Consider the following 14,834-nt stretch of genomic DNA (forward strand, 5'->3'; position numbering starts at 1 on the left):
CGCATTTACGGCTTTGCCGTTCTGCAGCTGCCAATTTTCCACCCCGCACGCTTGGCGTGCGCCTGCCCGTCAGCCCCACCCGAAATAATGAGATTGGAAACGTCGACTTGTCACCCCCACAAAGCCGGGGGTGACGTCACGTTAGCCGGTGCGGCGGTCAGTGCGGAGCGGTGGCCGCTGCACTTTGCGATACACGCCGCCAGCCCTGTGTGCGGGCGAGAAGAAGCCGCGATACAAACGCATGAAGAAGTTTTGCCGCCACATTGGTGTAGAAGATCATCATGCCCATCGCGGCCGCCGGCGCTATGTCGCCCGCGTCATCCATGTTCAGGATGGCAACCGAGGCGAGCTTGGTGTCCGTGGCATAGAGGAACACGACTGCCGAGACCGTCGTCATGGCGTTGACGAAGAGATAAATCGCGATCTCCAGCACGGCAGGAAGGCAAACCGGCAGTGTGACCCGGAAGAAGAGCTTGTAGAAAGGTATCTTCAGAGAACCCGCCACAGCCTCGAACTCCGGATCCAACTGCTTCAGCGCAGTGAGCGCCGTCAGATGGGCGACGGTGTAAAAATGCGTGACCGTGCACAGCACCAGAATGGTCATCGTGCCGTAGATGCCGTGAAGCGGGTTTGCGGTACGGTTGAAGAAGAAGATATAGGCAAGTCCCAGCACCATGCCCGGCACGGCCATCGGTAGCATTGCGAGCATATGAAAGGTCGCCCGGCCGAGCCCGAAGCCCTTGGTCTTTTCGACCATGTAGGCGCCGGTGAACACGATCAGCGAGCCGATCACAGCCGTCATCAGAGCGAGCCGGATCGAATTGTAATAGGCATCCCAGCCGCCCCCATCCATGAGGTCGAAGGCATAGTTGCGCAGCGACGGGCTGAGGTCGTATGGCCAGAATTTCACGATCGCCGCAACCTGGCACATGCCGATCATCCCGAGGACGAAGACCGCGACCAGGGAGCAGAATGCGAAACAAGCCGCATCGAAACCGCGCCGCGGCTTCGGCTCGTAGGGGACGGCGCGCGCGGAAAGCAAAGCCACCTGCCGGCGCTGCGTCATGCGGTCGACGACGAAGGCCAGAAAGGCCGGAACGAGCAGGATGACCGACACGACGGCGCCCATTTCGAAATTCTGCTGACCGATCACCTGCTTGTAGATGTCGACGGCGAGCATGCCATATTGCCCGCCGATCACCTTAGGCAGGCCGAAATCGGTTATGACCAGCGTGAAGACCACGAAAGCCGCGGAGATCAGGCCGTATCGGGCACCGGGCACGGTCACCGTCCAGAAGGTCCGCCACTTGCTTGCGCGAAGCGACGTCGCCGCCTCGTAGTGACGAGCATCGGCGACCGAGAGAGCCGTCGATATGATCAGAAAGGCGTGCGGCAGCGTGAAAAATACCGAGCCCACGACGATTCCGAGCGGGCCATAGATCGAATGGCCGAACAACAGATCCTTAAAGACGCCCTGATTTCCGAACAGGTACACGAGCGCGATGCCCGGCAGGAGAGACGGAACCAGGATCGGGATCGTGGCGATGAGCTTGAACAGCCCCTTCCCCGGCATCAGGCTTCTGTTCAGGGCATAGGCGAGCCCGAAGGCGACGACGAGCGTGACTGCGGTGCTGATCAGCGCCATCGTCACCGAATTCCTGATCGAACGGACGAGCGAAGGCGTTGAGAAATACTCGGCGAAGTTGGAAAGCCCGATCGAGCGCGAGGGCCGCAGCATTACCCTGCGGAAATTGTTGCTGTCATATTCCTGCCACTCGGTACCGCGCACCAGCTGCGAACCGGCAAGAAAGTGCGCCTCGTCGCTCGTGCCGCGGATGCGATATCTGACCGGACTGCGGAAGCTGAAATCCGGGAAGAGCTTCGCCGCCTGCAGCCGCCCATCGGCGCTGGCCTTGAGCTCGCTTTCCGGGAAGGCGGCGACGGCGGCATTGAGCGCCGCAGCGGTCACGGCATCGCTCCACCCCTGCCCGCTTTGGTCGCTCACTTGGAACTCGAACTGGCGGAGATCGAACGTGTAGGTGGAGAACGATTTCGACAGCATCACAAAGAGCGGTAGTGCAAGAGCAACGACCAGATAGATGCCGACGACGAGCATGACTGCGCGTTTGAGCCTGTCGTCGCCGGAAATCTGCTGGCGAACGGCTCGGCCGGGCGGAAGGAAATCGACAGCAAGCGTCATTCGCGTCAGGCCTTTGCAAAAAGGAGCAGGCGTTCCTGCGGGATTTCGACCTGGATGGCGCTGCCGATCTCGATGCTCAGGCGGCGAACCGCGTTTGTCGAGAAGTCCGCAACGAGCGCCTTCTCTTTCAGGCGCGGGGCTGAGAGCCGTGTGCGCCAGAACATGCCGAGAAACTCCATATCCTCCACATGGGCGTCGATGAGATTGTCCGCATTGCCGACGGCATCGAGCCCGGTCGCCCGATGGGCGGCGGCGCCGTGCGGGATGATATCGGCTGGACGGACAGCGGCTACGACCGCCGAACCCGGCGGTAACCGATGCTCGGCACAGGCAAATCGCGTGTGACCGATTTCGACTTGCGCGCCCTTCCCGACCGTTGCGGGGAACTGGTTGGTCTCGCCGATGAAGTCGGCGACGAAGAGTGTCCTCGGGTGGCGATAGATCTCGGTCGGCGTACCGACCTGTTCGATGCCGCCATGATTCATGACGACGATCCGGTCTGCCATGGAGAGCGCCTCTTCCTGATCGTGCGTGACCATGATCGTGGTGACGCCGAGCTTGCGCTGCAGTTCCTTGATCTCGTGTCTCAGATGCACGCGCACCTTGGCGTCGAGCGCCGACAGAGGCTCGTCGAGAAGCAGCAGGCCCGGCGAGATCGCCATGGCGCGGGCAAGTGCCACGCGCTGCTGCTGTCCGCCGGATAGCTGGGCCGGATATTTCCGGCCCTGACTGCCCAAGCCGACGAGTTCCAGAAGCTCGGAGACGCGGGAGGCGATTTCGTGCCGCGGGCGGCCGATATTCTCGAGCCCGAAGGCGATGTTCTTCTCGATGGTCAGATTCGGGAAGAGCGCATAGGACTGAAAGACGATGCCATAGTCCCGCTGCGCCGGCGGCAGCCTGGAAATATCCCGCCCGCCTTGCCAAATGGTGCCCCGCGACTGGATGTCGAGGCCGGCGATGGCCCTCAGAAGCGTGGTCTTTCCGCAGCCGGAAGGTCCGAGGAAACAGATGAATTCGCCCTCCTTCACCTGAAGGTCGATGTCGCGCAGCGCGACGAAATCGCCATAGGCCTTCCAGAGGCCGCCGATTTCGAGGAATGGCCGTCTTTCGATCTGACGGGTAGCGGAGGCGGGCATGGCCGGCTCCGCGGGGGCTGTTGCATGTTTCATCCGCAAGCTCCTGGGCAATAGGCATTCGATGAGGCTTGACGGGAACGCCCGTGGCTAAGCGCGAACATTCCCGTGAGACGCATGCGGATCAGGACTTGGGCTCGGATTTCGCGTCGTAGCGCTTCTGCCATTCCTTCAGAATGCGAGCGCGATTGTTTGCGGCCCACTCGAAGTCGTTCTCGATCATCTTGTCGGCGACGTTGTCGGGAAGATTTTCGATCGGCTTGGCGACGCCGGGATAAGCCACGACGGCATAGCCGACATTGTACATCTCGTTGGCTTCCTTGCTGACCGACCAGTCGACCAGCGTTTTCGCTGCCTCGAGATTGGCCGTCCCGGCGATGATCGCCGTGGCCTCGGCTTCCCAGCCCGATCCTTCAGAAGGAAAGATGATGTCGATGGGCGCGCCCGACGTCTTGGCCTTGGCACCCGGGAATTCGAAGGATACGCCGATGACGGTTTCGCCTGATGCCGCCATCTTGCAAGGCTTGGAGCCCGAATGGGTATAGGCGGCGATGTTCTCGTGCAGGGCGTCCATGAAAGACCAGGCTCCCTCTTCGCCGAACGTCTGAAGCCAGGCGGAGACGTCGAGGAAGCCTGTGCCGGAGGAATTGGGATTGGGCATCACGATATGGCCCTTGTATTCGGGCTTCGTGAGATCCTTCCAGCTGGTGGGCGGCGTCAGGCCGAGCTTCTCCGCCTCCACCGTATTGTAACAAAGAGCCGCCACATATGCGTCCATACCCACCCAGCTCGGCGGCTTGTCGCCATCCACGAAACGGGGGTCGAGCGCCTCTACGTTCTTCGGAGAATAGGGTTCGAGCATGCCCTCGGATTTCAGCAGCAGCAGCGATGTCGCAGCCACGCCCCAGACCACGTCAGCCTGCGGATTGTCTTTCTCCGCCAGCAGCTTGGCCGTCATCACGCCGGTGGAATCGCGGACCCAGTTGATCTTGATGTCGGGGTGGGCCTTTTCGAATGTCTCCTTGTAACGGTCGAGGTCGACCGCTTCGATGGACGTGTAGACGGTGAGCTCCGTCTCGGCATAGGCGGAAGATGTGAGGATGAGGGCAGTCGCTGCGCCCAGGAAAATCTTTGAAAACGGCATGCTAATTCCCCTTTTTGTTGGCATTCGAATTGGCAAGCTCTTGTGGCGGTATCGGCGACTTGCGCGCCTGGAAATCCGCCCTGCCTGGGAAATCTGCGGGGGATGGATCGATAAGTAAAATCTATTTATTTTATATAAGTATTGTCTCAGCTTATATAGCTTCACGTAGGTTCTCGAAATGGAAGGAGCGGCCATCGGGCCGCTCCTTCCGCTGCTACTTGGGGGGCAGATTGTCTTACGGCCAGGGCAGCGAGAAGGTCTTGACGTTGGTGAAGCTTTTCATCGCCTCGATCACGCCTTCCTTGTAGCCGTTTCCGGAGTCTTTGATGCCGCCGAAGGGCGACATTTCAATCCGATAGCCGGGCACTTCCCAGATGTTGACCGTTCCGACCTTCAGACCGGCTATGTATTTCTGCATCCTGCGGTAATCATTGGTGCAGACGCCGGAGGAGAGGCCGAAGGCCGTGGAGTTCGACAGGGCGATCGTTGCCTCGTCGTCGTCGGGAACCCGCACGATCGGTATGATCGGACCGAAGGTCTCCTCCAGCACGAGGTCCGACTGGTGCGGCACCCGATCGACGACGATCGGCGGCAGGAGCGCGCCGCTTCTCCCGGGATGGTAGAGAATGTCGGCTCCCTCCTCCGCCGCACGCATCACCCTCTCTTCGAAAAGTGCCGCCGCCTTTTCGTGAATGACGGTCCCGAGATCGGTAGAGCGGTCCATCGGATCACCGAAACGCAAGCGCTTCGCCCGTTCGAGAACCATCGGCACGAAACGGTCCGCGACGCTCTCCTGGCAGAGAATGCGTTTGACCGCCGTGCAGCGCTGGCCGGAATTCTTCGTGGCCCCGGCGACCGCAAGCTCGGCCGCCCTGGCGAGGTCGTCGTCGGACAGATCGTTGAGGATGATCAACGGGTCGTTGCCGCCGAGTTCGAGTACCTGGCGCTTGTAGTGCGCGTTGGCCGCGATCAATTTCCCGACAGGAACGCTGCCCGTGAAGGTGACGAGATCGACATGCGGATTGGTGATCATTTCCATGCCGATATCGGCAGGCCAGCCGGTGACGACGGAAAGCATTTCCGGCGGCAGACCGGCCTCGTAAAGAATGTCGGCGAGCAGCAGCGCCGTCATCGGCGTGAGCTCGGTCGGCTTCACCACCACGCAGTTATTGGTCGCAATCGCCGGCGCGACCTTGTGCGCCACCATGTTCAACGGGTGATTGAACGGGGTGATCGCCGAAATTGCGGTCAGGGGTTCGCGCATCGTAAAAATCTTGCGCGCCTTCCCGTGGGGCGTGAGGTCGCAGGAGAATATCTCGCCATCGTCGCGGATGCACATCTGGCCGGCAAGCGTAAAGACGTCGAAGGCGCGCCCGACTTCATAGAGCGAGTCAGCCTTCGAGATGCCGAGTTCCAGCGTGATGACGTCGGAAATCTCCTCCTTGCGGGCGGCCAGCGCCTCGGCGGTCGCCAGCAGGATTTTCTGCCGCTCGTAGCGCGTGAGCTTCGGCTGATAGGCGGCCGCGATCGCAAAGGCTTCTCTTGCGTGTTCGGCGCGGCCGGCGGGTACGGTGCCGACGACAGTGTCGTTCCAGGGATAGCGGACCTCTATGCGATCGTCCGTGTCGATAAGGCGCCCGGCTATGCGCATCGGTTCGTGGCGCACTGCGATTGTGACCTCCGCCTTCGTCATAGCGCGCCCTCCGCACCGGCCTCGGCCGCCGCCGTGACCGCGTAGAAAAACGCATCGAAGTTGCGAAGACGCGGCGCGTTCGGGAGTTCGGGCAACCCGCGGTTGACGATGAAGGGAACCTCCTGCTCGGTCAGACCTCCATGGGAGCGCAACGGTTCGTCGAGTGCGGCCAGATCGTGCCGGTGCTCGCTGGTGCCGAGCGTCTTGTTTTCGGATGAAACGAGGACGGTGTCGCCGATGCGGTCTTCCGGCAGCTCGAAGCGCCGGCACGCCTCCGAGCGGTCGAGCACGACGTCGATGCCTTGGATCCCTTTCAGCCTTTCCATGATCTCGCCGCGGTCGCATCCGTCCGGAAGATAGGCGGTGGCAAAGGACCCGAGCGCGCCGTGATGCACGACATAGGGGTCGGTGATCGGCAGGATGACGCGGGCCGCATCCTTGCCGAGCCATTCGTCGAGCAGGTCCTGAACATAGATGACGTCGGGTGAGCCGTCCGCTTTGTGCTTCGGCTTCATGCCGTGATCGGCAGTGACGACGATGGCTGCTCCGAGCCCGTCCAGTTCGGCGAGATACCGGTCGAACATTTCGTAGAAGGAATTGGCTTCGGGAACGCCGGGGGCATATTTATGCTGAACATAGTCGGTCGTCGTCAGATACATGATGTCGGGGCGAAACTCCCTGAGCAGCTTGACGCCCGCAGCGAAGACGAATTCCGAAAGTGCTGCCGAATAGACCTCGGGAACCGGCCGGCCGAGCCAGGCGGAAGCATTGTCGATCCCGTGCTCCGCGCGGGTCGCCTTGTCCGATTTTTCGGACGAGAAGCAGACGGCGCGCTCTTCATCGAAACGGAGCCCTTTTCCGAGCAGCGCCCGCAACTTGTCCTTCGCCGTGACGACCGCGACACGGGCACCTGCATCATAGAAAGCCTGGAAAATGGTGGGCGCGCGCAGGAACTTCGGATCGTTCATCATCACCTCTTCGCCCGTCGACGGCTCATAGAGGTAGTTCCCGCAAATCCCGTGGACCGCCGGCGGGCTGCCGGTTGCGATCGAGAGATTGTTGGGATTGGTAAAACTCGGGATGACGCTGTGCGCCAGCCGCACGGCTCCCCGTTCCTTGATGCGCTTCAGCGCGGGCATCAGCCCGGCTTCGATCGCTGCATCGAGATAGGCGGGCTCGCATCCGTCGAGGCAGATCGCAATTGCGGGCACGCGGGGCCATGGGTAGCGGCGGCCATTCACCGTCACCGAAATCTTGGACATCTGGTTCATCTGTTGTGCTCCTGGAGGGGGATCGGTCAGGCGGCGAGGCGGGCGCGCTCGGCGAGCGCGAGCGCCGGTGGGGTGGCGGTGTCGACGCCCATTTCCGCAAGGCTCTCGGCGGCGGCAGCGACCACCTTTTCCATCACTTGCGCGTCCATCTGGCCGATGCAGCCGATCCGGAAGCTGTCGACGACGGTGAGCTTGCCGGGATAGATGATGAAGCCCCTCGCCTTCATCAATTCGTAGAAGCGCTCGAAATTGAACTTCGGATGGGCGGGGCTGAAGAAGGTCACGATAATCGGCGAGAGCCACTCGTCGCCTAGCAGTGTCTCGAAGCCGAGCTGGCGCATGCCGGCGACCATGACGTCGCGGTTGTTCGCGTAGCGCGCGCCGCGTCCGGCAACGCCGCCTTCCTTGCGATGCAGCCGCAGCGCCTCGAGAAAGGCGGCGACGACATGGGTCGGCGGAGTAAAGCGCCATTGTCCCGTCTTGTTCATGTAGGCCCATTGCGCATGGACGTCGAGACTCAAGGAATGGCTGCGATCCTTCGCAGCCTCCAGTTCCGACTTGCGCGCGATGACGAACCCGAAACCCGGAACGCCTTCGATGCATTTGTTGGCGGAGGAAACGATCGCCTCGTAGCGGAAGTCATCGACACCGGCGGGCACAGCGCCGAAGGCGCTCATGCTGTCGACCAGCAGCTTGCGGCCGCGCCTGTAGACTGCCTCGGAAATTTCCTTGAGAGGATTGAGAATGCCCGAGCTCGTCTCGCAATGGACGACCACGACATGGGTGATTGCCGGATCTGCGTCGAGAGCGGCCGCCACCTCGCTGCCGCGCGGGGGCATATAGTCGCCCTTGTCGATCGAGACATGCGTGCGGCCGAGATATTTGAGCGTCTGGCCGATGCGCTGACCGTAGGCCCCGTTCATCAGCACCAGAACCTTGCCCTCGCGGGGAATGAAGCTGCCGAGCATGGCTTCCACCGAGAAGGAGCCGCTCCCCTGCATGGGGACGCAGTCGTATTCGCCGCTTCCGTCTCCCGCAATCGCAAGCAGTTCGCGACGCAACTCGGCCGTCATGCCCCGGAAGTCGCCGTCCCAGGACCCCCAGTCGCGCAGCATCGCCTCCTTTACGGAAAAGGCGGTGGTCAACGGCCCAGGCGTCAGCAGGTACGGCTCGCCCAATCTCGGCGCTTCGAGAACTTCATTCGTCTTTGCATCTGCGGGCATCTGGTTTCTCTCCTTTGAGAACTGCCGGGACATGGGCGAGGATGGCGATCCCACATGTATCTGTAAAATCGATATTTCATATCCATTCATAGATTTGGCTTATCATCCTTTCACAAGCGCAAGACGGCTCTCGAGCAGATCCCCTCGCTGTTTCAGGATTGGATAGGCGAGTGTGGCGAGAAGGGAGTTCACCTCCTTGAGCGCCCGTGCGACTTCGAGGTGCATGTTGCTGGACTCGACGCTTTCCGGGCGCCCTGCCCGCAATCGCGCCAGATGCCGTTCGTGACTTTCCCGTACGAGCGCGCGTACCCGCTCCTTCTCCCGGACGAGCTTTCGCGCCATCGCCGGGTCATCCGACACCAGCAGGTTGAAAGCGAGACGCATGTTGTCGCGCACGCTGGCGTGAAGCACCTTGAGCTCGGTCCAGCCCTCGTCGGAGAACTTGTTGCCGTTCTCCAGCTTGTCGCGGGCGATTTCGACCAGGGTCTTGGACACGATGTCGCCGGCATGTTCGAGATTGATGGCGATGTCGATGAGTTCGACACCCCGCCGCGACTGACGCTCATCGAGCACGCCGCGATGGATTGCTGCGAGATAGAGCTTGATGTCGCGGTGGGCGCGATTGACATATCCGTCGAGCCGGCGGATTTCCTCGATCTTCGCCGGGCTCGGATGCTCCAGGAGCTCCATCACCGGACAGAGCATCCGCTCGACCACCTCGCCCATGAACAGCACCTCGCGCGTCGCGGCGGCGAGGGCCGTGTCGGGGCTGTCGAGCAGAGTCCGGTCCAGCGCGCTGATTCTTCGGGCAAGCGTGTCGCCGTCTTCGGAGCTCTTGAGATCCGATTTGATGAGAGAAGTAACGGCGCCGGCGGCAAGCTGCGAAAGCGGCAGGCAAAAGATCGCGAGGCAGGCGTTGAAGGCCAGATGAAAATGGACGAGCTGCTCCGCCGGGGTTGCGCCAAGATGTCGAAGTTCTGCCGACAAGGGGCCGATCGCCGGCAAGGCGATCAAGGCGCCGGAGACCCGGAAAAGGAGATTGCCGGCCGCGACGCGCCGCGCCTCGGCTGAAAACCCGCGCGTCAGCCACATGGCGATCAACCCGCTGCCGAGATTGGCGCCGAGAATCAGCGGCAGGCCTGCCTCGACCGGCAAAAGCCCCTGTGCGGCGAAACCCAGGATGAGGATCAGGACCGCGACGCTCGAATGCACGGTCCAGGTGAAGAGCATCGCCGCCGCGAACGCCGTCACCTGGTCCTCCGTGAGATAGCCGACGATGGCGGGCAACACGTCGCTCTGTTTCAACGGCAAGGTCGCCTCGCCGATCAGCTTCAGCGACATGAGGACGAAGCCGATGCCGAGCAGCATGCGGCCGAGCTCGCGGGGCTTGTCGCTTCTGCCCTTCAGGTAAAGCAGTCCGCCGGCCGCAAGCAGGAGCGGCGACAGCCAGCCCAGGTCGAAGGAAAGAACGCGAACCACCAGCGCCGAGCCGAAATCCGCTCCCAGCAGAACGGCAAGGCTGGTGTTCAGCGTAAGATAGCCGCTTGCCGAAAGACCGGAGGCGAGCATCGCCACGGCGGTCGAGCTCTGCAGCAGGACCGCAAGGACCGTGCCGCTTGCGGCGGCGTAGATGCGGCGCTCCCCTCCCCTCGCCAGCACACGCTTCAACGACGTGCCATAGGCGTTCTCGACGCCGCTGCGGACGAGATGCACCGCGTAGAGCAGCAGCACGGTCGCGCCGCCCAGGTGCAGCGAGAGAGTAACGAGAGCCATCTTCAATCTCTCCGGAATATCGATCCGAAGACCGTCACTTTTCCCTTTACATAAATCAAATCGTTCGTTTCTATCGTTTGATCAGGTCAGCTTATGATTGGGAGAGGCCATGCGGTACGTCCAGCTTCGCGCGTTCCACAATGTTGCAGTTTGTGGAGGCTTCTCCCGTGCAGCAGAGGCGCTGTTCCTCACGCAGCCGGCCGTGTCGGATCAGGTCCGCAAACTGGAAGAGGAATATGACGTGCTCCTCTTCAACCGGAACAAGAAGCAGGTGACGCTGACCCAGGCCGGTCACCAGCTGTTGGAGATCACCCGACGCATGTTCGACACCGAGCAGCAGGCGCTCGATCTGCTATCGGAATCGCGCGCCTTGCGGGCCGGCACGCTTCGCATCGTCGCCGACGCCGCCCACCATCTGCTTCACATCCTTGCGGCCTTTCGTCAGAAATATCCGTCGGTTCAGATCTCGCTCAGGGCCGGCAACACGGAAACGGTCATCACCAGCCTCTATTCCTACGAGGCCGACATCGGCGTGCTCGGCGAGGTTCCCGAGAGCCGTGAGTTCGACATCGTCAAGCTGAACTCGACGCCGATCATCGCTTTCGCGTCGAGCGAACATCCTATCGCCCGGCGAAGCACAGTCAGTCTCGAGGAACTCTCGGGCCAGCCGCTGGTGATGCGGGAACGCGGTTCGAAGACGCGGCAGAAGCTCGAGGATTTCGCGGCCGCCGCAGGCGTCACCCTGAAGCCGGCCATCGAAGCGGAGGGCCGGGAGGCCGTGCGGGAGATCGTCGCGGCCGGTGCCGGGGTGGGCTTCGTCTCAGCCGCGGAATTCGGCCGGGACGGACGTCTCGCGCCGATCGAGATCGTCGGCGCCGAAATGCTGATGGACGAGGCATTGATCTGCCTGAAGGAGCGCAGCGGCGGAAAGCTCGTGCGCGCCTTCTTCGAAATTGCCCGTTCGCTGGCGGAGAGGTGAATGGAGCTGCCCGCTTCAGGCGGCGGCTCGCGGCTCCCCGGCATCCGCCCGCACGCGTTCTGACTTCGGATCGTAGGGGCACTTCAGGTGAGCGGTCGCCGGGTGACGCTCACCGGCAAGGTCGATCTGGAAACTCCCGCTTGCGATGAACTCGCGGTCGACCCCTTCTCCATGCTCTATAAGGCCGAGCGCAACGGAACGTCCAAGCGTGTGGCCATAGGCGGCTGAGCGGACTTCGCCGACAGGTTTGCCGTCACGCAGGATGAGTTCCCCGCCCCAAAGCATCGGCTCGGGATCATCCAAGGTGAATTGCACGATGCGTCTGACGGGGGCGCCGACCTGCTTTGCCCGGATCAAAGCCTCGCGGCCGATGAATCCGCCCGGCTTGTCGAACGATACGGCGAAGGCGAGCCCCGCTTCGTGAGGATTGATGTCAGGCGTCAATTCGCGGCTCCAGGCGCGAAAGCCTTTCTCGATGCGGAGCGCCTCGAGAGCGTAATAGCCGCAATCGACGAGCCCGAGATCGCGCCCCGCCTGGTGCAGCGCCTCGTAAACGCCCACGGCAAATTCACTGGGCACGATCAGTTCCCAGCCGAGTTCGCCGACATAGGTCATTCGGTTGGCGTAGGCCGTCGCATAGCCGATGTCGATCTCGCGGATGGTCGCAAAGGGAAAGCCTGCATTCGAGAGGTCGGCGGACGTGATCCGCCCGAGTATGTCCCGTGCGTTCGGTCCCATCAGGGCCAGCACCGCGTAACCCGATGTCACGTCGGTGAGGGTGACGCGGGCGTCCGGTGAGGTGTTCCTGCGGATCCAGTCGGCGTCGTGCACCGCCTGCGCGGATCCGGTGACGATGAGGAACCGGTCGACGGCGAGCCGCATCACCGTCAGGTCGCTTTCATAGCCGCCCCGTTCGTTGAGCATGCCCGTATAGACCGACCGGCCGACCTCGACATCGACGTCCGCGGCGCAGATGCGGTTGAGCGCCTTCGCTGCGTCGGGCCCCTGCACGAGAAATTTGGCAAATGAAGTTTGATCAAATATCCCAGCAGCTTGTCGCGCCGCGTTCATCTCTCGCTTTACTGCCTCATGCCAGTTCTGCCGACCGAAGGCATAGTCCGTTTCCGGTGTTTGGCCTGCTTCGGCAAACCAGTTCGCGCGCTCCCAACCCATCTTCGAGCCGAAGCATGCGCCCTTGGAGGCAAGCCGGTCGTAGAGCGGCGAGCGCCGGAAGGGCCGCGCTGTGTGCAGCTCGCGGTTCGGCCATGGCATGGCATAGTGCAGTCCGAGCGTTTCCTTCACCCGGTCGTGCAGCCAGCGAGGGTTGTTGTTGAAGCTCGCGAAGCGGCGAATGTCGACCGGCCAGAGATCCATTGTCGGCGCACCGTTGACGATCCACTCGGCAAGAGCCCGCCCGGCGCCGCCGGCGCTGGCGATGCCCATGGAATTGAACCCTGCTCCTACATAGAAATTCCGCAGTTCCGGTGCCTCGCCGAGAATGAAATTATTGTCCGGCGTGAAGCTCTCCGGCCCATTGTAGAATTTTCTGACCTCGGCCGTTTCGAGCTGCGGCACGCGCACCAGCGCGTTCTGCATCAGGATCTCGAACTGGTCCCAGTCATCTGCAAGCAAGGCGAATTCGAAATCATCCGGAATGCCGTTCATGCCCCAGGGCTTGGCTTCCGGTTCGAAGCCGCCCATGACGAGACCGCCGACTTCCTCCTTGAAATAGATGTAGCCGTCCGGGTCGCGCAGCACCGGCAGGTCGGGATGCACCCCCTCGATCTTTCCGGTGACGATACACATGTGCTCGGCCGAGTGCAGAGGGACCGTCACGCCGCACATCAGCCCGACCTTGCGCGCCCACTGGCCGGCGCAATTGACGACGATTTCGGCGGCGATATTCCCCCATCGGTCTCGACGCCACGGACCGTCCCGTCCTTAACCGTGATGCCCGTCACGCGCACGCGCTCGATAATGCGGGCGCCGCGGTTGCGCGCCCCCTTCGCCAGCGACTGGGTGAGGTCCGTCGGATTGGCCTTGCCGTCTCCGGGAAGCCAGACGGCTCCTACGAGATCGTCCATCGCCATCACCGGCCAGAGATCGGCGGCTTCCCGCGGTGAGATCACCTCGACGGCAACCCCTTGCGCCCGCGCCGATGCTGCGGTCCGCTTCAGCACGGTCATGCGATCGTTCGTGCGCGCCACGGCGAGCGAGCCGCAATTCTTCCAGCCCGTCGCAAGGCCCGTCTCCGCCTCCAGCTCGCTGTAGAGCTGCGTCGAATATCGGATGAGGCCGGTCATGTTGGCATGGCTGCGCAACTGCCCGACAAGGCCGGCCGCGTGCCAGGTGGTTCCTCCGCTGAGCTGCCCCTGCTCCAGCAGGACCACGTCGGTCCAGCCGAGCTTTGTGAGATGATAGGCGACCGAGCAGCCTATGATGCCGCCGCCGATGATGACGACCCGCGCCTGTGTTGGAAATTCCTGCGCCATGAACCGACCTCCCAATCGACTGGAGTCAGCATAGCCAGGGATTCACAAAAAGCAACAATAGATGCAACAAAATGCAACATCATGCCGTGGCGACGATGACGCGCGGGCCTTTTCGCTCGAGTGCTTCAGAGATCGTAGGGGGCGGCGGTCTATCCACGATCACACCGGTCGCCTGGTGAAACCCGGGTATTCGAAGGGGTGTCAGCCGCCCGAATTTCGAACTGTCGAGGACGAAGTAGGCTTTGCCCGCCATGGCGATCATCCGCGAGCGCTGCTCGGCGCCGTTGCGGGTGAAGTCGGTAACCTCGCCGTCAGGAGAAAGCCCTCCCCCGCCGAGAAAGGCGATGTCCACTCGGAAGCGTCCTATTGCTTCCAGCGCGTCGAGGCCCACTGCCGCCTCCTCGGCAGGATCGATCTCGCCACCCAGCATGTGCACCCGGACTTGCGGCTGGCGGCACATGTGCAGCGCGATAGCAAGGCCGGTGGTGCAGATGGTCAGGTCACGCGGACCGCTCAATGCGTGCGCGACGGCCAGCGTCGTCGTGCCGGAGTCGAGAAAGACGACCATGCCGTCCTTCACCAGTTCGGCCGCCCTCCGGCCGATCGCTGCCTTCGCGGCGGCGTTTTCCCCGCTTCGCAAGACCAGCGCCGGCTCGGATGTTTCGAACAGTGTGGCGCCCCCATGCACGACATCGAGCTGGCCGCGGTCGGCGAGCAACTTCATGTCCCGGCGGATCGTTTCGCGCGAGACGTCGAAATAGGCGGCAAGCTCGGCAATGCTCACCGAACCTTCGGAAACGACGCGCCTCAATATTTCTTCGTGGCGGCGGGGCGCGAGCGCTCGGGTGTTCGGCAACTTGGACATGTGAACAATGTTGCAATATTTGTGGCTCGCCGCAAGAGACGTCACGAACGCGAAGCGTCGG

General features: G+C 62.3%; 9 protein-coding genes and 1 pseudogene. 1 reads left to right on the forward strand and 9 read right to left on the reverse strand.

Annotated features, from left to right (window positions below):
* Window positions 1–157: 157 nt before the first annotated feature.
* The 7 genes from AC6CIG_RS00045 to AC6CIG_RS00075 form a co-directional block, all read right to left on the reverse strand.
* The gene (locus AC6CIG_RS00045; RefSeq protein WP_498321888.1) at window positions 158–2,200 is read right to left on the reverse strand and encodes a putative 2-aminoethylphosphonate ABC transporter permease subunit; all 2,043 of its coding nucleotides are present in this window, start codon (window positions 2,198–2,200) and stop codon (window positions 158–160) included.
* 5 nt (window positions 2,201–2,205) lie between these two features.
* Window positions 2,206–3,369: a putative 2-aminoethylphosphonate ABC transporter ATP-binding protein gene (locus AC6CIG_RS00050; RefSeq protein WP_498321890.1), complete on the reverse strand. Its 1,164-nt coding sequence runs from the start codon at window positions 3,367–3,369 to the stop codon at window positions 2,206–2,208.
* An 88-nt stretch (window positions 3,370–3,457) separates the two neighbouring features.
* On the reverse strand, window positions 3,458–4,477 hold the full coding sequence (locus AC6CIG_RS00055) for a putative 2-aminoethylphosphonate ABC transporter substrate-binding protein (protein WP_127712357.1): 1,020 nt from the start codon (window positions 4,475–4,477) through the stop codon (window positions 3,458–3,460).
* A gap of 235 nt (window positions 4,478–4,712) precedes the next feature.
* Entirely contained in the window at window positions 4,713–6,170 is a 1,458-nt protein-coding gene (gene phnY, locus AC6CIG_RS00060) for a phosphonoacetaldehyde dehydrogenase (RefSeq protein WP_498321892.1), read from the reverse strand.
* Window positions 6,167–7,441: a phosphonoacetate hydrolase gene (phnA, locus tag AC6CIG_RS00065; protein WP_498321893.1), complete on the reverse strand. Its 1,275-nt coding sequence runs from the start codon at window positions 7,439–7,441 to the stop codon at window positions 6,167–6,169. Before phnA ends, phnY begins: the two co-directional genes overlap by 4 nt.
* Before the next feature lie 26 nt (window positions 7,442–7,467).
* Window positions 7,468–8,664, reverse strand: a complete 1,197-nt coding sequence (locus tag AC6CIG_RS00070) for a 2-aminoethylphosphonate--pyruvate transaminase (RefSeq protein ID WP_498321895.1) — start codon at window positions 8,662–8,664, stop codon at window positions 7,468–7,470.
* 102 nt (window positions 8,665–8,766) lie between these two features.
* Complete coding sequence (locus AC6CIG_RS00075) at window positions 8,767–10,437, reverse strand: Na/Pi cotransporter family protein (RefSeq protein ID WP_498321897.1); 1,671 nt, start codon at window positions 10,435–10,437, stop codon at window positions 8,767–8,769.
* 109 nt (window positions 10,438–10,546) lie between these two features.
* Here AC6CIG_RS00075 and AC6CIG_RS00080 point away from each other — a divergent pair, with 109 nt between their 5' ends.
* Window positions 10,547–11,416 (forward strand): LysR family transcriptional regulator, encoded by an 870-nt coding sequence (locus tag AC6CIG_RS00080; protein ID WP_018098764.1) that lies wholly within the window; start codon window positions 10,547–10,549, stop codon window positions 11,414–11,416.
* A 15-nt stretch (window positions 11,417–11,431) separates the two neighbouring features.
* Here the strand turns inward: AC6CIG_RS00080 and AC6CIG_RS00085 are convergent.
* Window positions 11,432–13,908 (reverse strand): annotated as a pseudogene (locus AC6CIG_RS00085) (GcvT family protein).
* A 79-nt stretch (window positions 13,909–13,987) separates the two neighbouring features.
* On the reverse strand, window positions 13,988–14,773 hold the full coding sequence (locus AC6CIG_RS00090) for a DeoR/GlpR family DNA-binding transcription regulator (RefSeq protein ID WP_498321898.1): 786 nt from the start codon (window positions 14,771–14,773) through the stop codon (window positions 13,988–13,990).
* Between the last annotated feature and the right edge of the window lie 61 nt (window positions 14,774–14,834).

This window comes from Sinorhizobium sp. GQ132 (assembly GCF_059758575.1).

Coding starts and splice junctions, on each gene's coding strand:
- phnA (WP_498321893.1), bottom strand. CDS start 7,441: ATGAACCAGATGTCCAAGATTTCGGTGACGGTGAATGGCCGCCGCTAC.
- AC6CIG_RS00055 (WP_127712357.1), bottom strand. CDS start 4,477: ATGCCGTTTTCAAAGATTTTCCTGGGCGCAGCGACTGCCCTCATCCTC.
- AC6CIG_RS00075 (WP_498321897.1), bottom strand. CDS start 10,437: ATGGCTCTCGTTACTCTCTCGCTGCACCTGGGCGGCGCGACCGTGCTG.
- AC6CIG_RS00090 (WP_498321898.1), bottom strand. CDS start 14,773: ATGTCCAAGTTGCCGAACACCCGAGCGCTCGCGCCCCGCCGCCACGAA.
- AC6CIG_RS00080 (WP_018098764.1), top strand. CDS start 10,547: ATGCGGTACGTCCAGCTTCGCGCGTTCCACAATGTTGCAGTTTGTGGA.
- AC6CIG_RS00070 (WP_498321895.1), bottom strand. CDS start 8,664: ATGCCCGCAGATGCAAAGACGAATGAAGTTCTCGAAGCGCCGAGATTG.
- AC6CIG_RS00045 (WP_498321888.1), bottom strand. CDS start 2,200: ATGACGCTTGCTGTCGATTTCCTTCCGCCCGGCCGAGCCGTTCGCCAG.
- phnY (WP_498321892.1), bottom strand. CDS start 6,170: ATGACGAAGGCGGAGGTCACAATCGCAGTGCGCCACGAACCGATGCGC.
- AC6CIG_RS00050 (WP_498321890.1), bottom strand. CDS start 3,369: ATGAAACATGCAACAGCCCCCGCGGAGCCGGCCATGCCCGCCTCCGCT.